15 protein-coding genes are annotated in these 16,642 nt (G+C 65.9%); 9 read left to right on the forward strand and 6 right to left on the reverse strand.

All coding sequences use genetic code 11. The features are described 5' to 3' along the window. Positions 1 to 253: 253 nt before the first annotated feature. Entirely contained in the window at positions 254 to 1,957 is a 1,704-nt protein-coding gene (locus G3N61_RS17370) for a cobalamin biosynthesis protein CobT (RefSeq protein WP_205823175.1), read from the reverse strand. 4 nt (positions 1,958 to 1,961) lie between these two features. Next, positions 1,962 to 3,155: an AAA family ATPase gene (locus G3N61_RS17375; RefSeq protein WP_205823176.1), complete on the reverse strand. Its 1,194-nt coding sequence runs from the start codon at positions 3,153 to 3,155 to the stop codon at positions 1,962 to 1,964. A 520-nt stretch (positions 3,156 to 3,675) separates the two neighbouring features. Between G3N61_RS17375 and G3N61_RS17380 the strand changes: the two genes are divergently transcribed. Both G3N61_RS17380 and G3N61_RS17385 read left to right on the forward strand, forming a co-directional pair. Then, on the forward strand, positions 3,676 to 4,185 hold the full coding sequence (locus G3N61_RS17380) for a GNAT family N-acetyltransferase (RefSeq protein WP_205823177.1): 510 nt from the start codon (positions 3,676 to 3,678) through the stop codon (positions 4,183 to 4,185). A gap of 119 nt (positions 4,186 to 4,304) precedes the next feature. Next, positions 4,305 to 6,086: a DKNYY domain-containing protein gene (locus G3N61_RS17385; protein WP_205823178.1), complete on the forward strand. Its 1,782-nt coding sequence runs from the start codon at positions 4,305 to 4,307 to the stop codon at positions 6,084 to 6,086. 140 nt (positions 6,087 to 6,226) lie between these two features. On the opposite strand, the gene G3N61_RS17390 is transcribed toward G3N61_RS17385, so the two are convergent. Genes G3N61_RS17390 through G3N61_RS17405 form a run of 4 tightly spaced genes read right to left on the reverse strand, consistent with a single transcriptional unit; the run spans position 6,227 to position 10,314 of the window. After that, on the reverse strand, positions 6,227 to 6,610 hold the full coding sequence (locus G3N61_RS17390) for a GtrA family protein (RefSeq protein ID WP_043183829.1): 384 nt from the start codon (positions 6,608 to 6,610) through the stop codon (positions 6,227 to 6,229). Between the two features lie 15 nt (positions 6,611 to 6,625). Then, a complete protein-coding gene (locus tag G3N61_RS17395) occupies positions 6,626 to 7,672 on the reverse strand; it encodes a glycosyltransferase family 2 protein (protein ID WP_089452626.1) in 1,047 nt (348 codons plus the stop codon). A gap of 24 nt (positions 7,673 to 7,696) precedes the next feature. After that, positions 7,697 to 9,076 (reverse strand): glycosyltransferase family 87 protein, encoded by a 1,380-nt coding sequence (locus G3N61_RS17400; RefSeq protein ID WP_205823179.1) that lies wholly within the window; start codon positions 9,074 to 9,076, stop codon positions 7,697 to 7,699. Continuing rightward, positions 9,076 to 10,314, reverse strand: a complete 1,239-nt coding sequence (locus tag G3N61_RS17405; protein WP_205823180.1) for a glycosyltransferase family 87 protein — start codon at positions 10,312 to 10,314, stop codon at positions 9,076 to 9,078. Before G3N61_RS17405 ends, G3N61_RS17400 begins: the two co-directional genes overlap by 1 nt. 1,050 nt (positions 10,315 to 11,364) lie before the next feature. Between G3N61_RS17405 and G3N61_RS17410 the strand changes: the two genes are divergently transcribed. From G3N61_RS17410 to G3N61_RS17440, 7 genes are all read left to right on the forward strand, one after another. Beyond that, positions 11,365 to 11,556, forward strand: coding sequence for a Flp family type IVb pilin (locus G3N61_RS17410; RefSeq protein WP_089452629.1), 192 nt, complete (start codon positions 11,365 to 11,367; stop codon positions 11,554 to 11,556). Positions 11,557 to 11,696: 140 nt separating this feature from the next. Next, positions 11,697 to 11,879, forward strand: coding sequence for a Flp family type IVb pilin (locus tag G3N61_RS17415; protein ID WP_043183821.1), 183 nt, complete (start codon positions 11,697 to 11,699; stop codon positions 11,877 to 11,879). Between the two features lie 91 nt (positions 11,880 to 11,970). Beyond that, the gene (locus G3N61_RS17420) at positions 11,971 to 12,177 is read left to right on the forward strand and encodes a Flp family type IVb pilin (RefSeq protein WP_089452630.1); all 207 of its coding nucleotides are present in this window, start codon (positions 11,971 to 11,973) and stop codon (positions 12,175 to 12,177) included. A gap of 28 nt (positions 12,178 to 12,205) precedes the next feature. Beyond that, positions 12,206 to 12,745: a prepilin peptidase gene (locus tag G3N61_RS17425; protein WP_043183819.1), complete on the forward strand. Its 540-nt coding sequence runs from the start codon at positions 12,206 to 12,208 to the stop codon at positions 12,743 to 12,745. A gap of 32 nt (positions 12,746 to 12,777) precedes the next feature. Next, entirely contained in the window at positions 12,778 to 14,178 is a 1,401-nt protein-coding gene (locus tag G3N61_RS17430; protein WP_089452631.1) for an ATPase, read from the forward strand. Between the two features lie 35 nt (positions 14,179 to 14,213). Next, the gene (gene cpaB / locus G3N61_RS17435) at positions 14,214 to 15,053 is read left to right on the forward strand and encodes a Flp pilus assembly protein CpaB (protein WP_043183817.1); all 840 of its coding nucleotides are present in this window, start codon (positions 14,214 to 14,216) and stop codon (positions 15,051 to 15,053) included. Positions 15,054 to 15,157: 104 nt separating this feature from the next. Next, positions 15,158 to 16,642, forward strand: a 1,485-nt coding sequence (locus tag G3N61_RS17440; RefSeq protein WP_205823181.1) for a pilus assembly protein N-terminal domain-containing protein, incomplete at its 3' end; no start/stop codon positions are given.

The following is a 16,642-nucleotide window of genomic DNA, read 5'->3' on the forward strand; positions in this document are numbered from 1 at the left end:
AGTTTCGTGCCGGCGGCCGACCGTAGCAGGAAGAGGCAGCCGAATCCGCCGTCGAGTTGAAAATCGAAATGGGGCGCGGAGCAAGATTCGTGCTGCCGGCCGCGTGCGCACCGGAACCGGTCGGCAGATCGAAAGCAACGGAAAGTAGCGGCCTGCTTGACGGCAGCGATTCGATTCTGCCATCGGCGATGTTCACCGTCCGATGTGACGCCCGTGCGAATCGAAGTCTGCATCGAGCCTGCCGCGCGCGGGGCTAGCGCCGGTCCAGCAACGTATCGCTCAGCACATTGAACGCCGCGCCCGGCAGCTCGTGCAGGTGCTCGACCACGCTGCTGACCGGATAGAACGCTTCGACCGAATCGTCGAGGATCCCGACGCCGATCAGTTCGACGCGCCGCTCGCGCAGCGCATCGACGCGTGCGCGCAGGTCGGTGCGCAGGATCGCCGGGTTGCCGTCGCCGGTTGCCGGATAGCCGTCCGACAGCACCATCAGGATGCGCCGCCGCGCCCGCTTCGCCAGCAGCCGGGCGGCGGCCCAGCTCAATGCCTCGCCGTCGGGATTCTCGTGGCCGCATTCGATGCACGCGAGGCCGCTCGGGTTGTCGGAATCGAACCGCTTGTAGACGCGCAGGTCGAGCCGTTCGACGAACCGGTTGTAGCCGAAGGTGTCGCGGCCGGCGTCGATCCAGCGCTGGTAGTGCGCGCGCATCGCGGCATCCTCGACGGAACTGTAGCCGAGCACTTCGCACGCGAAGCCGAGCTGCGTCAGCGCATCGCACAGCGCCGCCGCGCACAGCCTGGCGAGCTCGATCTTCTTGCCGGCCATCGACCCGCTGCAATCGATCAGCAGGCTGACGGCCGCGTCACGCCCGGGCGCGGCGCGCCGGACGCGGAACGGCGTGCGATAGCCGGGTGACGTGACGAGGCGGGCGAGCGACGTCCGGTCGAGCGCGCCGCGTTCCTGTTCGCGCTTCCAGCGCGTCTGCTCGTCCACTTTCAACGCGCGTTCGAGTCGCAGCTTGAGCGGCTCGGTTTGCGCGCGGGCCGCGCTTCGCAGGCGGTGCCAGCGAGCCGGTTCGCCCTGGCCGGTGAAGTCCGTCACCGTGTCGAACGCGGTGGTCAGCGGGACCGACAGCAGCGGCCGGTTGTCTGCGGACAGGCGGATCGTGCCGGGCGTTGCGTCGCCCGGCGTCGGCGCTTCGGCCGACGATTCCGTGTCGGCGATCGCACCGGCGCTCGATTCGGCCGAAACCGGCGCACGTGCGTCGTCTGGCGCGCCCGGTCCGTCCGATTCGAATTCGGCGGCGATGCTGTCGCTGTCGATCGTGCTGCCCGGATCGGCCGTGAACATCATGTTGTTCGCGCCGGTCGATGCGAGTGCGCGCACACGCTCGACGATCCGGTGCGCGGCGCGGATGCTGTCGGCGGTCGATGTTGCCGCACGTGCTTCGTCGACGAGATCGTCCGATGCGGCCAGCGTCGCATCGAGCGACGGCACGCGCTCGATGGGGGACGGCGATTCGTCCCACAGCGCGCGTTCGATGTGCCACACCAGCCTGTCGCGCCACGCCATTCGCTGCCACCGGGGAAGCGTGTCGGCGGCGGATGCCGCCCGCATCCGCCGCAGGAACGTCATTGCGCCGGGATAGATCGACGCGAGGCGAGCGGCCGCGCGCCGGTCGTCGATCGCCTGCGCAATGGCGCGCACCGCGGGCGACGCCAGCGCCGCAATGTCATCGATCGCGCCGAAACGGGTGCGCGCCGCGTAGAGGTCGACGAGGCCGATGATCGCGTCGTCGTCGACGTTGCCGGCGAGCAGCGTGTCGGGCAGCACCAGCAGGTCGCGCTGCACGACCGGCCCGTGGCGCGCGAACCGCACCTCGATGCCGTGCCGTTGCGCGAGCGTGCGGGCGAGCCGGGTCAGGTGGAGCGACCGCGCGTCGTCGTCCCGGTCCATCGCGTCAGGCCTCGACGTCGATGTAGTGGCGAATGATGCTGCGGATCAGGTCGGCGTCTTCCGCGCCGACCTTCGCGTAGATCGTCGGGCCGGCGGCCGATTCGGGATCGCCGGTGCGCAGCATCAGCTCGGCCCAGTCGATCAGGCGCCGCGTCGAGAACGCGCTGGCCAGATCCTCGCGGACGAACGCGGCGCGGCAGTCGGCCGCGATCGCCGCGAGCGTATCGGCCATCGCCGCGGTCATGGCCGCGCCGAACGTGCGCTGCAGCACGCGGGCCTCGTCGGGCGGCGGCAGATAGTCGAGGCGGTACACGCGCCAGCGGTCGAGAAACGCCTCGTTCATCACGTTGGCGCCCTGGTACAGATGGCGGAACTGCCCCATCGCGCCCACCGCATTGGCGGTCGCGAACAGCCGGAACGACGGATGCGGGACGACGATCTCGTTGCCTTTCTCCTTCAGCAGCAGGCGTCCGGCCGGTTCGAGCACGGCGGTCAGCACCGCGAGGATCGCCGGTTCCGCGAAGTCGATCTCGTCGACGATGAGCCACAGCCCTTCGCGCATCGCGGTCGGCAGCACGCCGTCGACCCAGATCGTCTCGCCGCCCTTGACGGTCCAGAACCCGACGAAGTCGCCAACCGTCGTCTGCCCGTTCATGTTCGAGCGCAGCACGCCGTGGCCGGCCAGCGCGGCGGCCTGTTCGATGAGGCTCGTCTTGCCCGTGCCGGTGTGGCCGATCAACAGGATGCGCCGGTTCTCGACGATGTCTTCCAGCACGTTCGTCGCACGCGCGGTGAACAGGTAGGCCGGGTTCAGCGGCGGCACGAGCGGCCCGCCGGGCCCGCGCGGCATCGGCACGCCGCCCACGTGCGCGACGTGGGTTGCGCTGCCGGCGGCCACGGGTCGCGACGACTGCGCGCGGCGCAGGTCCTGCATGAACTCGCCACGATGAGCGGGTGCCGCGCGGTCGCCGGCTTCGCGCCGGACGAAGCCTTCCTGGATCCACTTGTGCAGCTTCGCATCGAGGTTGTCCGCATCGACGACCGTATCGACCGACGTGCTGCCATCGGGCCGGTGATGCTGGATCCGGTACATATGCGCGCGTTCGGAGCGGCTGACGATCCATTGCCCGGCGGACGGGTCCGCCAGTTGACGATAGACGCCGAGTACCGACGGGGAGGAATCAGCGGGTGCGTTCATGGTGGCGAGCGAGAGTGGGCGGCCGGCGCTTCATGCTTGCGATGCATCGCGTCGATTGTAGATTTTTTTGTCGTGAAGGAGGGCGTTCGTACGGGAATCGATTCGCTGCGATCCGATGCAGCGCAGGCGGTGCATCGGCCGGCCGGAGCAGGCGAGCGCCACGGGGCATGCGTTGCGGCATGGCCTTTTCGGCACCGTCGGCACGGCACCGAACCGCCTTTGTCGTGCCGATCCGGCGGCAAGGTTGCGGCTCGTGGGCGCCAGTCGGCAACGTTCATGTATTCGAAGGTCGATTGACACGCTGCCTGACGCTGATCTCTCCGGCCTCTCACGAAGACAATCCGTCATGTCGAATGGCAGCCGTCTCGTCATGCCTTGATCAACAGGGGGAAATTTCAGTACCGTAGCAGGCTTGATCGCCTGGCTGCCATCGCGTGTCCCTGGACGGCTCGGCGCGACATCCACTGGTGCGCCGGTCGTCGAATCCGGCGAAGGAGCGTTGAACATGACGGAGACAGGAATGGACGAACGGGTGATCCGCCGGGCCAGTGCGCTCGACGCCCCGGCCGTGCTGGGGATCTTTGACGACGTGATTGCGTGGTTCGTTTCCATCGGTAACGACGGGCAATGGGGCCGCGAGCCGTGGTCGACGCAACCCAAGCGGATTGCGCTCGTGGCCGAAGCCTGTGCGCTGCCCGACGCGTGGGTGGCAGAGGATCAGGACGGTCGCGTCCTGGGCGCATTGATCCTCGGCGAGTCGATGCCCTACGTGCCGCCCGCGACCGAGCCGGAAATCTATGTCCGTGTGCTGGTTGCGTCGCGCGATGCGCGGGCGCGCGGTGTCGGCCGGCGTCTGATGGCCTTCGCGGATGAGCGCGCCCGGGCTGCCGGCGTGGGGCGTTTGCGGGTGGACTGCTATGGCGGCGGGACGGGCGCGCTGGTGCATTTCTACGAGTCCTGCGGGTATGAGCGAATCTCGACCTTCGACGTGGACGGTTGGCCGGGGCAGTTGTTGGGGCGCAGCTTGTGACGGTGCCGGCACGCGAATCAGCGAAGCGGCAGCCGGTGGCCGGACCGTGGAGATAGGCGTGCATGAATCGCGAGCGCCACGTCCACGACAGTATGCAATGATTAAAGGAAAGCAAATAAATGGCTGAACCACTTTTCGTACTCGCCGATGTCGAAATCAGTGAGGCGGCGTTGCGTCGATGGCTGAAATCCGCTCCACTTTCTGCCACGGCATTCGATGACTGGCCAGGTTCAGTGGATCGCGGCGATTCCGGGATTTCCCAAGCGGCAACATCGGCTGACCTCAGTGTCGCTGACGGATTGATTGCCCATTGTGTGAGCAGCTTCGGGCTGGGTGATGGTCACCTTCATTGCAACTACGACAAACAAGCAAAAGCGCTGCGTTTTGCGGTGTATTTTCAGTATGGCGATGAAGCGGGAGTCATGGAGTCCGCGCTTGCTTTCTGCGCGTTGCTGCGAGGTATGGCGGAAATCTACACGGCAAAAAAGCCGTCCTTCATCCGCTTGTTCGACACCGGCGCCGATATTCTGTGCATCGAGATCAGTCAAAAGGCCTCGCGGATCGTGCCCGAACCTGTCAATGCGCAGGTGTCCCCCGATTGGTTCGATGAGTGGATCGGTCAAGAGAATTTCGGCGACCCGGACAACGTCATGGCTGCGCTGTTCCCTCCATTGGCACGGACCCTGAAGCAGCAGGTTGCACTGGGTGCGCTACGCGCCAGCCCGCAAGCGCCCTACGATTACGATCGTTTTTTCTGGACCGATGGCGAGCACGTTTACGGCGGCTCTTCGGATAACCCGGTAATGAAAAACGCAGACCCGAAAACCTTTCGCCGGGTCACGCCAGCAAACAGCATGGACTCGGCCTTTTATGCCGACGCGCGCCAGATCTGGTATCACCATCCGATGGTGGACGTTGTGCCGGTGCAATCGCTCGAATCGGGCGCATCCATATCCATGCAGGGTTGGCGGCCCTTCAGTTCGGATGGAGAGCCGCTATTGCGTTGTGGCGACACCGTGTGGGCCGTCGCTACCGTGGATTATCCCAATGGGGGGAGTATTTTCGGTCACGCGGACTACCCGAACGGCGGGAATACCGAAGGCAACGTCAAGAGCGTCTTGCGCATCATTCAAGCGCACGGCGGCATTCCAGTATGGGAGAAGAGATACAACTTCGAGTATGTTCGCCCCACCCGGGTGGAGGGCGCATCGTTCGTCCATGTAAAAGACCGTTTGTTTGAAGATGGCAAGTCAGTCTATGTCCAGACGGATCGGGGCCTGATCCGCATGGAGGGCGCCCTTCCAGGAATGACGACGTATCTGGGCGGACTGAGCTGCAACAACGGACGGTTCTTCCGTCAAGGACATGCGATCAAGCGCCCACTCGATGCCGCCATGCTGCGCTATCTTGACTACGATTTATATGCAGACAATCACCACGTCTACCAGCTTCGCGATGTCTCGGATGGCCACGCGTTCAGCCCGGACCTGCATATCTTGCAGGATGCGGAGCCGGCAGCGTTCCGGATCATGCGCGCGCTGCCGAACGCGACTATCAGCGCGGATGCGCAGCATGTCTGGCTCAACGGCGAGGTCATCCCGAACTCGCCTCCCGAAGCCGTCAAATTCATGGGTTCATTCTTTTGGACGGACGGAAATCGTGTTTATAACTGCGAAAAGCTGATTCAGGATGCTGATCCGAAGAAATTCACCGTGCTGGCTGACTCCGATCGGGCTGACTCCGATTACGCGCGCCAGGGAAAGGTAGTCTATTTCCGCGCCGAACAGATTCCCGACGCCGATGCGGCCAGTTTTGTCGCGGACGGTAGGACTGCAGCTCACGACCGGCATCGGCGCTATGAATTCGATCGGCCCGTTGAATCTCGGGATCGCGAGTCCTGAAAAAAGGGCGTCGAGTGACTGACGGGCTGTTGAAATCATTCACCGCGTGACTCGTTGGCGACGCAGCGAATCGCACGGTCCTACACACGGGCCGCCGGCAGGTTCGCGCTTTCGGGAGCGGCGCGGAGGAGCGAGGACGCTTACCGGTAGGTCCAGAACCGGTGCAGCACGAACGTGGTCGGCGGAATCAGCAGCGCGATCGCGACGATGCTCATCCCGCGGGACACGTCGAGCGCTTCGGCCGCCCGCGCGAGCAGCAGCGTTTCGGCGAAGCCGGCCAGCGTGACCGCGAGAAAGCGCACCACGTTGCGCGTGCGCACCGTCGACGAAAAGCTCCACAGCGTATTCGCGAGATACGAGAACGCCGTCGCGCAGAGGAATGCGATCGCGTTCGCCGTCACCAGCGTCGCGTCGAACCGCGCGAACATCGCCGCCGCGACCAGCGCGTGGATCGCGGTCGAGCAGAGCCCGGACACGCCGAAGCGCATGAGCCGCGTGCGCTCGGCATAAAGCAGGGCGATCATGGCCGTCGGTGCGCGTCAGCGTACGCTGCCGAGCCGCGCACGGGTCGGCTGCACGCGCCGGCGTGCGATCTGGCGGCGCGCATCGCGCGCGACCGGGAGCTCGATCACCTTGCTGTGCGTTTGGTAGCGGCGGCGGATCAGGTAGACGGGCCGTTGCTTCGACTCGTCGTAGATCCGTCCGACGTATTCGCCGACGATCCCGATCCCGATGAGCTCGATGCCGCCGATGAACAGCGTGACCGAGATCAGCGACGCGTAGCCGAGCACCGGATTGCCGAACAGCAGCGTGCGGAAGATGATGAACGAGCCGTACAGGAAGGCGAGTGCGGCGATGCCGACGCCGATGTAGGTCCAGCTGCGCAGCGGCACGGTGCTGAAGCTGGTGATGCCTTCCAGCGCGAAATTCCACAGCTTCCAGCCGGAGAATTTCGAGTGCCCGGCACTGCGCGCGTCGCGCTGGTATTCGACGATCACGGTCCGGTAGCCGACCCACGCGAACAGCCCCTTCATGAAGCGATGCCGCTCGGGCAGGTTGCGCAGCGCGTTCACGACCTTGCGATCCATCAGCCGGAAATCGCCGACGTTCTCCGGCAGTTTCACGTCCGACAGCATGTTGTGCACGCGATAGTAGATCGCGGCCGCGGTGCGCTTCGCGAACGAATCGCACGCGCGGTTGCTGCGCTTCGCGGCGACGACTTCCGCGCCGTCGCGCCAGTGTTCGATCATCACGGGAATCAGACTCGGCGGATCCTGCAGGTCGGCGTCGAGCGGGATCACCGCGTCGCCGACGGCTTCGTCGAGGCCGGCCGTCAGCGCGGCTTCCTTGCCGAAGTTGCGGGTGAGATCGATCACGCGCACGCGCCGCTCGCCGGTGCTGATCCGGATCAGCCGCTCGAGCGTGTCGTCGCGGCTGCCGTCGTTCACGCAGACGATCTCGAAACGGATCGCGTCGATCGACGTCATCAGCGGAATCACGATGTCGAAGAAGCGTTCGACGGCTTCGCCTTCGTTATAGAACGGCACGACCAGCGATACGAGCGGTGTAAAGAGTGGTTCCCGCATGATGATTCCCCTTGTGATGTCGCTTCACCGATGGGCGCCGATGGTCGGTCTGCCGGTGCGGCGCAATCCGTACGCCGGGCGGTGGTGCGTTCTGGCCTGATGCGTGAACGCGGTTTCGGTCGAGTTGTCGCTTGCGTCCGGCATCGACGGCACGTCGTGTCGTTCCCGGGCGATCCGGATCACGAGCAGCCCGAGCGACGCCAGCGTGACGAGCGGCATGAACTGGAACGACAGATGCGGCACGACGGCGAGGCCCGCGAGCGGCATCAGCCACAGCAGCACCAGCCATTCGCGGTCGAAGCGCCGCCAGCCGTGCGTCCACGCATAGCGCACGTACCACGCGATCACGATGCCGTACCAGGTCAGGTCGTAGTCGTACAGATAGGGGCTCACGAGCAGGCAGGCACAGGCGAGCGTCGCGGCGCGCAGCGCATACGAGCACGCGCCGCGCCATGCATAGACGACGGCGATGGCCGCGATCGATGCCGACAGCAGCTGAAGTCCGCTGGCGACGTAGGCGGGCCACCCCGCCATCGCGGCCAGCGCGAACACGGTGGGCATCCGCGCGAGCTTCGCGTGGCCGGCGCCGACGACCTGGTAGACCTCGTGCATCGCGTGGGCGAACGCAAGCCACGAGTCGGTACCGAACGCGAGCGCGGCGAGCGCGACACAGGCGGCAATCGTCGCCGCCCACGCGGCCAGCGCACGCCACTGGCCGGCGCACAGCAGCGCGAGCGGGATCAGGATGGCCACCTGCGGCTTCATCATCAGCATGCCGAAGCAGATCCCGGCCCAGACGGGGCGACGATTCAGCAGCAGCAGGCCGAGGCCGCCGAGCGTGGCGGTAAACAGGCTGGTTTGCCCGACGATGACGGTCACGAAGACGGCGGGGAAGGCCAGCGCGCACAGCCACGCGGTGCCGCGCTGCACGGTCGCATGAATGACGGCGGCGAACAGCACGCACGTGATCCCGAGCCAGAGCACGACCGCCGCCATATACGGCAGCCAGCCCAGCGGCAAGACCAGCAACAGCATGCTGGGCGGATAGAGCCACAGGAGCACGCCGTTCTCGAGATTCATGCCCGGGACGGCGATCTGCTGGATCGCGAACAACGCGTCGAAATGCCAGACGTCGGCGGCACGCCCGTGCGCGGCGAGCCATGCGGCGCTCCAGATTGCGGAGAAATCCTGCGACAGCGGGGTCAGCGCGTTGGCATGCTGCAAGGCCACCCGGGCAATATAGATGCCGATGAACAGCAGCTCGGTCAGCAACACGCCGGTGGCGTAGGCGCGCACGCGATCGCGATTGAGCCAGTGCGGATAGCGGCGCGGGCCGGCGATCGGGAGCTCCGGATGCACATCCATCGCGGGATGGGCATGGCGAATGGAAAGGGGCGTCTTCATCACGCGTTCCGCGGCGAGCGCTGCGCGGTGCGGCGAACGACGACGAACAGCACGGCAAGCAGCACGATCGGACCGATCTGCGGCAGCTTCATCAACCGGTTCAGCATCTCGAAGATCGGCAGCAGCCAGGCGAGCACGAGCACGGCCTGGTCGCCGGGCAGCCAGCCTTCATCGAAGCCATGGGCGATCAGGCAGAAGATCGCGATACCGAGCCAGGTCAGTTCGTAGTGCCACAGATAGGGCGTAATCAGCAAGGTGGCGACGGACAAGACCGCACCGCGCAAGCGCATGTCGGGCGTGCGGCGCCACACGTCGACGGTCGCCGCGATCGCGAGCAGCGCAACCACCGCCTGCGCGGTCAGCGCGACCGCCACCGATGCGCCCGCGAGCCGCAGCGCGGCGAACGGCGTCGGCGACGCAAGCCAGTACGACGGCAGCATGAAATGCTGGTCGCGCACCGTCGACACGGCCGCGCCCAGTCCATGCAGCGCGCCGGCACCGGTCAGCGCGATCCCGGCCGCGGCTAACAGCGCCGCGCTGATTGCCGCCGCCCCGAACGCGCGCCACGCACGCGCGGCGATCAGCGCGAACGGGAACACCACGGCCAGTTGCGGCTTGATCGCGAGCAGCCCGATCAACACGCCGGCCGCGATCGGGCGCTTGCCGAGCAGATGCAGCGCGAGTGCGGCGATGCCGGCGGTCAGGATGCTGTTCTGGCCGAACAGTGCGGACAGGCACACGGCCGAATACGCGATCATGACGAGCGCCGTGGCGCGCGGCACGGGAAGATGCGCGCGCAATCCCGACAACCGCGAGACGGCGAGCGCGTAGCATAAAAGACTGCCCGCGGAAAAAAGGAGGTAAGCGGGCAGGAAAGGCACAAGGGCAACCGGCGCGATGAACAGCAACATCGTCGGCGGATAGAGCCAGGGGAGCGGCCGATGCTGCAGATACGCACCGAAGTGCGCGGTCTCGGCCTGCAGGAATGACGTAGGGTCGTAGGCCGATGCGGCATGGCCTTGCAACACGAGATGCGATGCGGTCCAGAAGACCGAGAAGTCGACACCCGGACGGGTAACGTCGCTCGATGTAAAGCCATCGGTCACGACGCCCCAAACGGCCAGCAATGCGACGAAGAGCATCAGCACGATGCAGCTGTACGGAATGATCCGGTCGGCTGTCAGCCATTGAGCACAGCGTACGGCGCGAACGCGCGTCCCACGATTGGCTGTGTACATGATTCCCCGTCTGTGTGTAGAGGCTGCGTGGTCTGTCGCAGCCGTTTCATGTTGTCGTGCCTGCGGATCGAATCGCCCTGAAATGGCGTTGTCCGGTGAATTCATTGTTGAAGAAAAAATCGCGTGATGCAAACCACGCACTGAAAGCCGGTATTTAGATTGTCTGGCGAGACGCGCGAAAAGCGTGTTTTCAGGTATGAGTAATCGACGCGATCGGCATTTTTGTTTCTGCGTTGAAACATTCCGTCATTTTGACCGGGGCCGCATCCCGCCGATCGCGTGCAGCGCAGGCCGCTGCGGACGTTCGGGAAAATCCTGAGTAAAAATTTTTGATCCTTGACGCAGCGCGGCTGCGGGCGTTCCGGCTTACAACGCTTGCGGACGAACCCATATCAATTCTGAAACATTTCTCGCATCGGGCCGTGGGCCGACGAACGCGGGCATCGCCGGAACCCTTGATACGCCTCGATTTCGCCCTGGGTGGCCTGCTCTTTGCGTAAGCGTTGGCACGGCAGTCGACGAGGTGACGACCGGGCGGTTCCGGCAAAAGACAGACGGAACCAGCTTCGGAATCACCTGCGGAAAGGAAGGCCGGAGCGCGTCGGGGAATACGCAGCTCCAGGTGGATTCACCACGCAGCTTTCGTCGAATGACCAATGAGACCCGGTCTCTTCAGGGCAATAAGAAATCGGCATGGCAGCATATGGGGAATAAAAATGAAAGACCACAGCACAGTGCGGCTCGCAAACCGCGTTAAAGACACATTGCAGCTTTGCCGGGAGTTTGTCTCCCGTTCAACTGGATTCCATGCGTCGAACGGCAGTCGTGCCGTTCCGGTCGATCGGATCGCGCGGTTCATCCGGCCGGTCGCACCGTACACGCCTCTCTGGCTCTCTGCCTCATTGATACCCGTTCGTACGGACAGGGATGTGCATCCCCGTTCCCGCAGCTGAGCGGCGCGTTCCGATTTTTCGAGTAGTGCCGGTGGTGCCCGTCCCGACGTCCTGGCGGACGAAGGGTAATTAATAGCAGTCCGAAAGGAGAGTACCTATGTCAAGAATCATCGAAAAGATCGCCTGGTTCGTTCAGGATCAGGACGGCGTGACGGCCATCGAGTACGGCCTGATCGCTGCGCTGATCGCGGTCGGCATCATCGTCGCATTGACGGCGGTGGGTACGGACCTGTCGAACGTGTTCAGCACGATCGCGTCAAGTCTGGACTCGGCGGTAACAGCACTCTGATGGACGGTACGACGAACGAAACATCCGAATTGCTCGTCGCCACCACACGGCATCAACACCTGCCTCGCCGTATCGATGCATGGTCATCCGACCAGCCGGCACCCGAGGTGCTTTAAAAGTAACCACGCAAGGAGATCATCATGTCCAAGTTCATTCAACAAGCCGCCCGTTTCGTGCGCGATGAAGACGGCGTGACCGCCATCGAATACGGCCTCATCGCTGCACTGATCGCAGTCGGCATCATCGTCGCAGTCACCGCGGTCGGCACGGAGCTCAAGACCGTGTTCACCACGATCGCTGCCGACCTGACCTCGGCCATTTGAGGCCGTTGAAGGGCAGCGCGTGCGGACGGCTCGGCCGGTGCAGCGTTCGAGCCGCTCCCACGCCCCCGATGACCGGGAACCGGAGACCATCATGCAACCCAGGGTGCGTATCGCAAGCTCCAGGTTCGGCGACGAACGGGGCGTGACGTCGATCGAGTCTGCGTTCCTCGCCGCGACGTTCGCTGTCGCGGTGCTGGGCAGCGTCGTGACGCTGCGGGGCGCGCTTGCCGATACGTACGTGGTGATCGCAACGGCCGTCATGGCCGCCGCAGCCACCGCGCTGGCGATGGTTTCCTGATCCTTCGATCCGCTCCGTGAGGTTCGCCATGTTACCCGTTGCGCCGCCTTACCCGATTCCGTTGTGCGTGACGCTGCTCGCGGTTGCCGCGGCCGGCACGGACATCGCGGCCCGCCGCATCCCGAACCGCCTCGTCGCGCTCGGCCTCGCCGGCGCGCTGGTCGCCCAGTGCCTGTTGCACGGCGTCGTGGCGGGCGCACTCGGCTGGCTTGCCGGCGCCGCGACCGGTTTCGCGCTGCTGCTGCCGTTCTACCTGTTGCGCGGAATGGCGGCCGGCGACGTGAAGCTGATGCTCGCGATCGGCGCATGGGTCGGCGCGCAAATGACGTTTTACATCGTGCTGGCCACCTTCGTGGCCGGCGGGATCGGTGCACTCGCGGTCGTGCTGTTGCGCGGGCGGATGCGCCAGATGTGGGCGAACGTCCGCGCACTGATCGCGCGGCACGCGCAAGGCAAGGGTGCGGCGGCCGCCGACGGCGCCGCGGAAATGACGTCGGTCGGCTCGCTGCCGTATGGCGTAGCGATCGCGGCCGGCACGCTGGCCATGTTGTTCGCGTCGTACGTGTAGCGCGACGCATCCGCAACGAGGACGGAACGACCATGAACACGAACCATACCGAACCGAGACGCGACGCGCAGGTGGCCCATCTGCCCGATCCGTTGCCGTCGCGGGAGGCGCATACGAAGCTGGGTGCGCAGTTGCCCGCGGCGCCGCGCTCGCTCGACGACACGGGACTGAGCAAGACGTTCGTCGCCGGGCTCGTGCTGAAGTCGACGCTGATGCTCGGCCGCCCGTCGTACGGCGACCTGGTCGAGCGGCACTGCCTGCCGCTCGCGGTGCTCGACGACGTCTTTGCATTCCTGGTGCGCGAGCACCTCGTCGAACTCACCCATCGCGGTGCGACCGATCTCGACGTGACGTTCCGTCTGACCGACGCGGGCCGCGTGCTGGCGCTCGAGGAACGGGCGCGCAGCGGCTACAGCGGGCCCGCGCCGGTGACGCTCGACGCGTATCTCGAATGCGTGGCCGCGCATTCGGTGCGCAAGCTGCACATCGGCCAGAACGACGTGTGGGCCGCCTTCGAAGGCATCGTGATCGACACGGCGGTGCTCGACGCGGCAGCCGCGGCGCTGAACGCGGGCCGTCCGCTGCTGATCTACGGCCCGGCCGGCAGCGGCAAGACCTTCCTCGCCGAGCGGCTCGGCTCGCTGATGCACGGGTACGTGCCGGTGCCGCACGCGATCTGCGCGGCCGGCGAAGTGATCCAGATCTACGATCCGCTCGTGCATGTCGACGCGGCATCGCAACCCGGCGGCCAGTCGGTCGATCGCCGCTGGCGCCTGTGCGAGCGGCCGGTCGTGATGTCCGGCGGCGAACTGACGCTCGACGAGCTCGACCTGCGCCGCGACGAGGCCGCCGGCTTCTACCAGGCGCCGCCGCACATGAAGGCGAACATGGGCATGTACGTCGTCGACGATCTCGGCCGCCAGCGCGTCGAGCCGCGCGACCTGCTCAATCGCTGGCTGCGCCCGCTCGATCGCGGCGTCGACTTCATGACGCTCGAATCCGGCAACCGCTTCGTCATGCCGTTCGACGTCTGGCCGGTGTTCTCGAGCAACCTGTCGCCGGAGCAGCTGGGCGACGACGCGTTCCTGCGCCGCCTCGGCTCGAAGCTGCACGTCGGCGCGCTGTCGATCGACGACTATCGCGCGTTGTTCGACGCGGCCTGCGCGTCGCTGGGCCTCGTCGCGGCACACGACGCATTCGACTACCTGCTGCATCGGCTGCACCTGCCGACCGGCAAGGCGTTTCTCGCCTGTTTCCCGGCAGACCTGTTGCGTCTCGTGGCTGCCGGCGCGCGTTACCGCGGCGATCCGCCCGAAGTGACGCACGACGCGCTGTACGACGCCTGGGCGAGCTATTTCGGTTCAGCGCCTGAACGGGACGGCGGCCATCCGCCGCCCGTCGAGCGCGGCGGGCGCACCAGCGTCACCGGTTGAGCGGTTTCTTTCACGATTCGTCGAGGAGCATTGCCATGAAAAACAGTCGAGCGGTCATGATGCTGGTCGTCGCGATGGTCGCGGGTCTTGCCGCGGTCTTGTTCGCGTCCCACTGGCTGATGCAGACATCCACGAGCTCGGTCACGCCGGTTGCGGTGGCGGCCACCGACCTGAACCTGGGCGAACCGCTCGGGCCGAACCAGATCCACATGGTGAACTGGCCGTCGGGCAGCGTGCCGACCGGCGCGTTCACCGATACCAAGTCGCTCGAAGGGCGCGTGGTCCGCACCAGCCTGTCGCGGGACGAGCCGGTGATCGAGTCGAAGCTCGCGCCGATCGGCACGAAGGGCGGGCTGTCCGCGGTGATCTCGGACGGCAGCCGCGCGATCACGGTGCGCGTGAACGACGTGGTCGGCGTCGCGGGCTTCGCGCTGCCGGGCAACTACGTCGACGTGATCGTCAACACGCAGGAACAGCAAGGCAAGACCGACGGGCAGAGCATCTCCAAGATCGTGCTCGAACACATCCTCGTGCTCGCCGTCGCGCAGCAGGTCAGCCGCGACGACACGGCGCCGAAGGTCGTCAACGCGGTCACGCTGGAAGTCACGCCCGACCAGGCCGAACGGCTCGACCTCGCACGCAGCGTCGGCACGCTGTCGCTCGTGCTGCGCAACCAGGTCGACCAGAAGACGCTGAACACCGACGGCGCGACCAAGCTGACGCTGCTCGGCAAGGAGCCTGCACCCGAAGCGCCGCCGGCACCGGTCCATGTACGGACGGTACGCGTACACGTCGCATCGCACGCGGCGCCGGAAGTGCGGCGCGACTGCGTCGGCGTGCTGACGGGCGTGCGGGGCAGCGTCGAATGTTTCTGAAGCAGACCTATTCATCCAGATAAACAGATCGGCCGTCAGTGAGACACGGCGGCCTTGGAAGTCGATAACCGGCGCAGCGCCGGTCTCTCGGGGGATCAGACGAAATGAAGATCAAACCGCAATGCACAGGTACCGGCCCGCTGCGTACACGCGTCGCTCGGGGCACGATGATGGCCGCGATCCTCTGTTCCGGATGGCTGACCGTCTATGGCGCACTGGCCCAGGAAGGTGTCGAGTCGGCCGTGCTGACGAAAGGGGGCGCCAGCGCGCCGGCCGCGGTCGGCAAGGGGCCGATGCAGATGACGATCAGCATGGCGCCGGTGGCGGCCGCCGCGCCCGCCGCGTCGGCGGGACCGCTGCGCGGGCCGAACTGCGTCGGCGCGGTGCGTGAATCGACCAGCGTCAGCGTGCCGCTCGGCAAGTCGCTGCTGGTGCCGATGCCGGAGCCGGTCCGCAATCGGACGATCGGCAATCCGGCCGTCGCGCAGGCCACGATGGTGTCGCCGCAGACGCTGTACATCCTCGGGCTGTCGGTCGGCACGACCAACATGATCGTGCAGGGCAGAAGCGGTGCATGCCGGGTGATCGACGTGGCGGTGGGCGCGGATGCCGGCGGCCTGCAGGCGTCGCTGCAGCAACTGATGCCGAACGAGCGCGACATTCGCGTGACGACCGCGGCCGGCACGATCGTGCTGTCGGGCACGGTGTCGAGCTCGCAGGCCGCGCAACAGGCCGTGCAGATCGCGCACGCCTACGGCGACAGCTCCGGCGATCCGGCCGCGGGCGGCAAGCCAGGCGGTGGCGGCGTGCTGAACATGCTGGCCGTCACGTCGCCGCAGCAGGTGATGCTCGAGGTGAAGGTGGCCGAGGTGTCGAAGACGCTGTTGAACCAGATGGGCAGCGCATTCAACATCCAGGGCGGGTTCGGTTCGTGGAGCGGCGCGCTGGTCAGCAACCTGCTGGCGGGCGTCGCGAGCGGGGCCGTCTTCAACAAGGCGAACAACAAGCCGTTCAGCATCGCGGCCGATGTGCAGAACACCGACAACCTCGTCAAGATCCTCGCGGAACCGAATCTCGTGACGATCAGCGGCCAGGAAGCGACGTTCCTCGCCGGCGGCAAGATCTTCATCCCGATCCCGCAGAGCAGCGGCAACGGCACGTCGTCGATCACGCTGCAGGAAGAGGAATTCGGCGTCGCGCTGAAGTTCACGCCGACCGTGCTGGCGAATGGCCGGATCAGCCTGAAGGTGGCGCCGGAAGTGTCGGAACTGTCGCAGACGGGCGTCACGCTGAGCGCGACCAACATCGGCGGCACGTCGATCCTGCCGCTGATCACGACGCGACGCGCATCGACGACGGTTCAGATGAGCGACGGCGAATCGTTCGCGATCGGGGGGCTGATCAAGGACAACGTGACGGGCGCGCTGAAGTCGATCCCGGGTGTCGGCGAAGTGCCGGTGCTCGGCGCGAACTTCAGCGACGACGACTACCGTACGGCCGGGGCCGAAGTCGTGGCGACGGCTGCCGATCTATGGGGACGCAGCGATATCGTTTTCAAGGTGCGTCCGCCGAGCAGCGAAGAAGTTTCG

The sequence above is a fragment of the Burkholderia sp. Ac-20349 genome (genome assembly GCF_017104865.1).
In the GTDB taxonomy this organism is placed as follows: domain Bacteria; phylum Pseudomonadota; class Gammaproteobacteria; order Burkholderiales; family Burkholderiaceae; genus Burkholderia; species Burkholderia aenigmatica.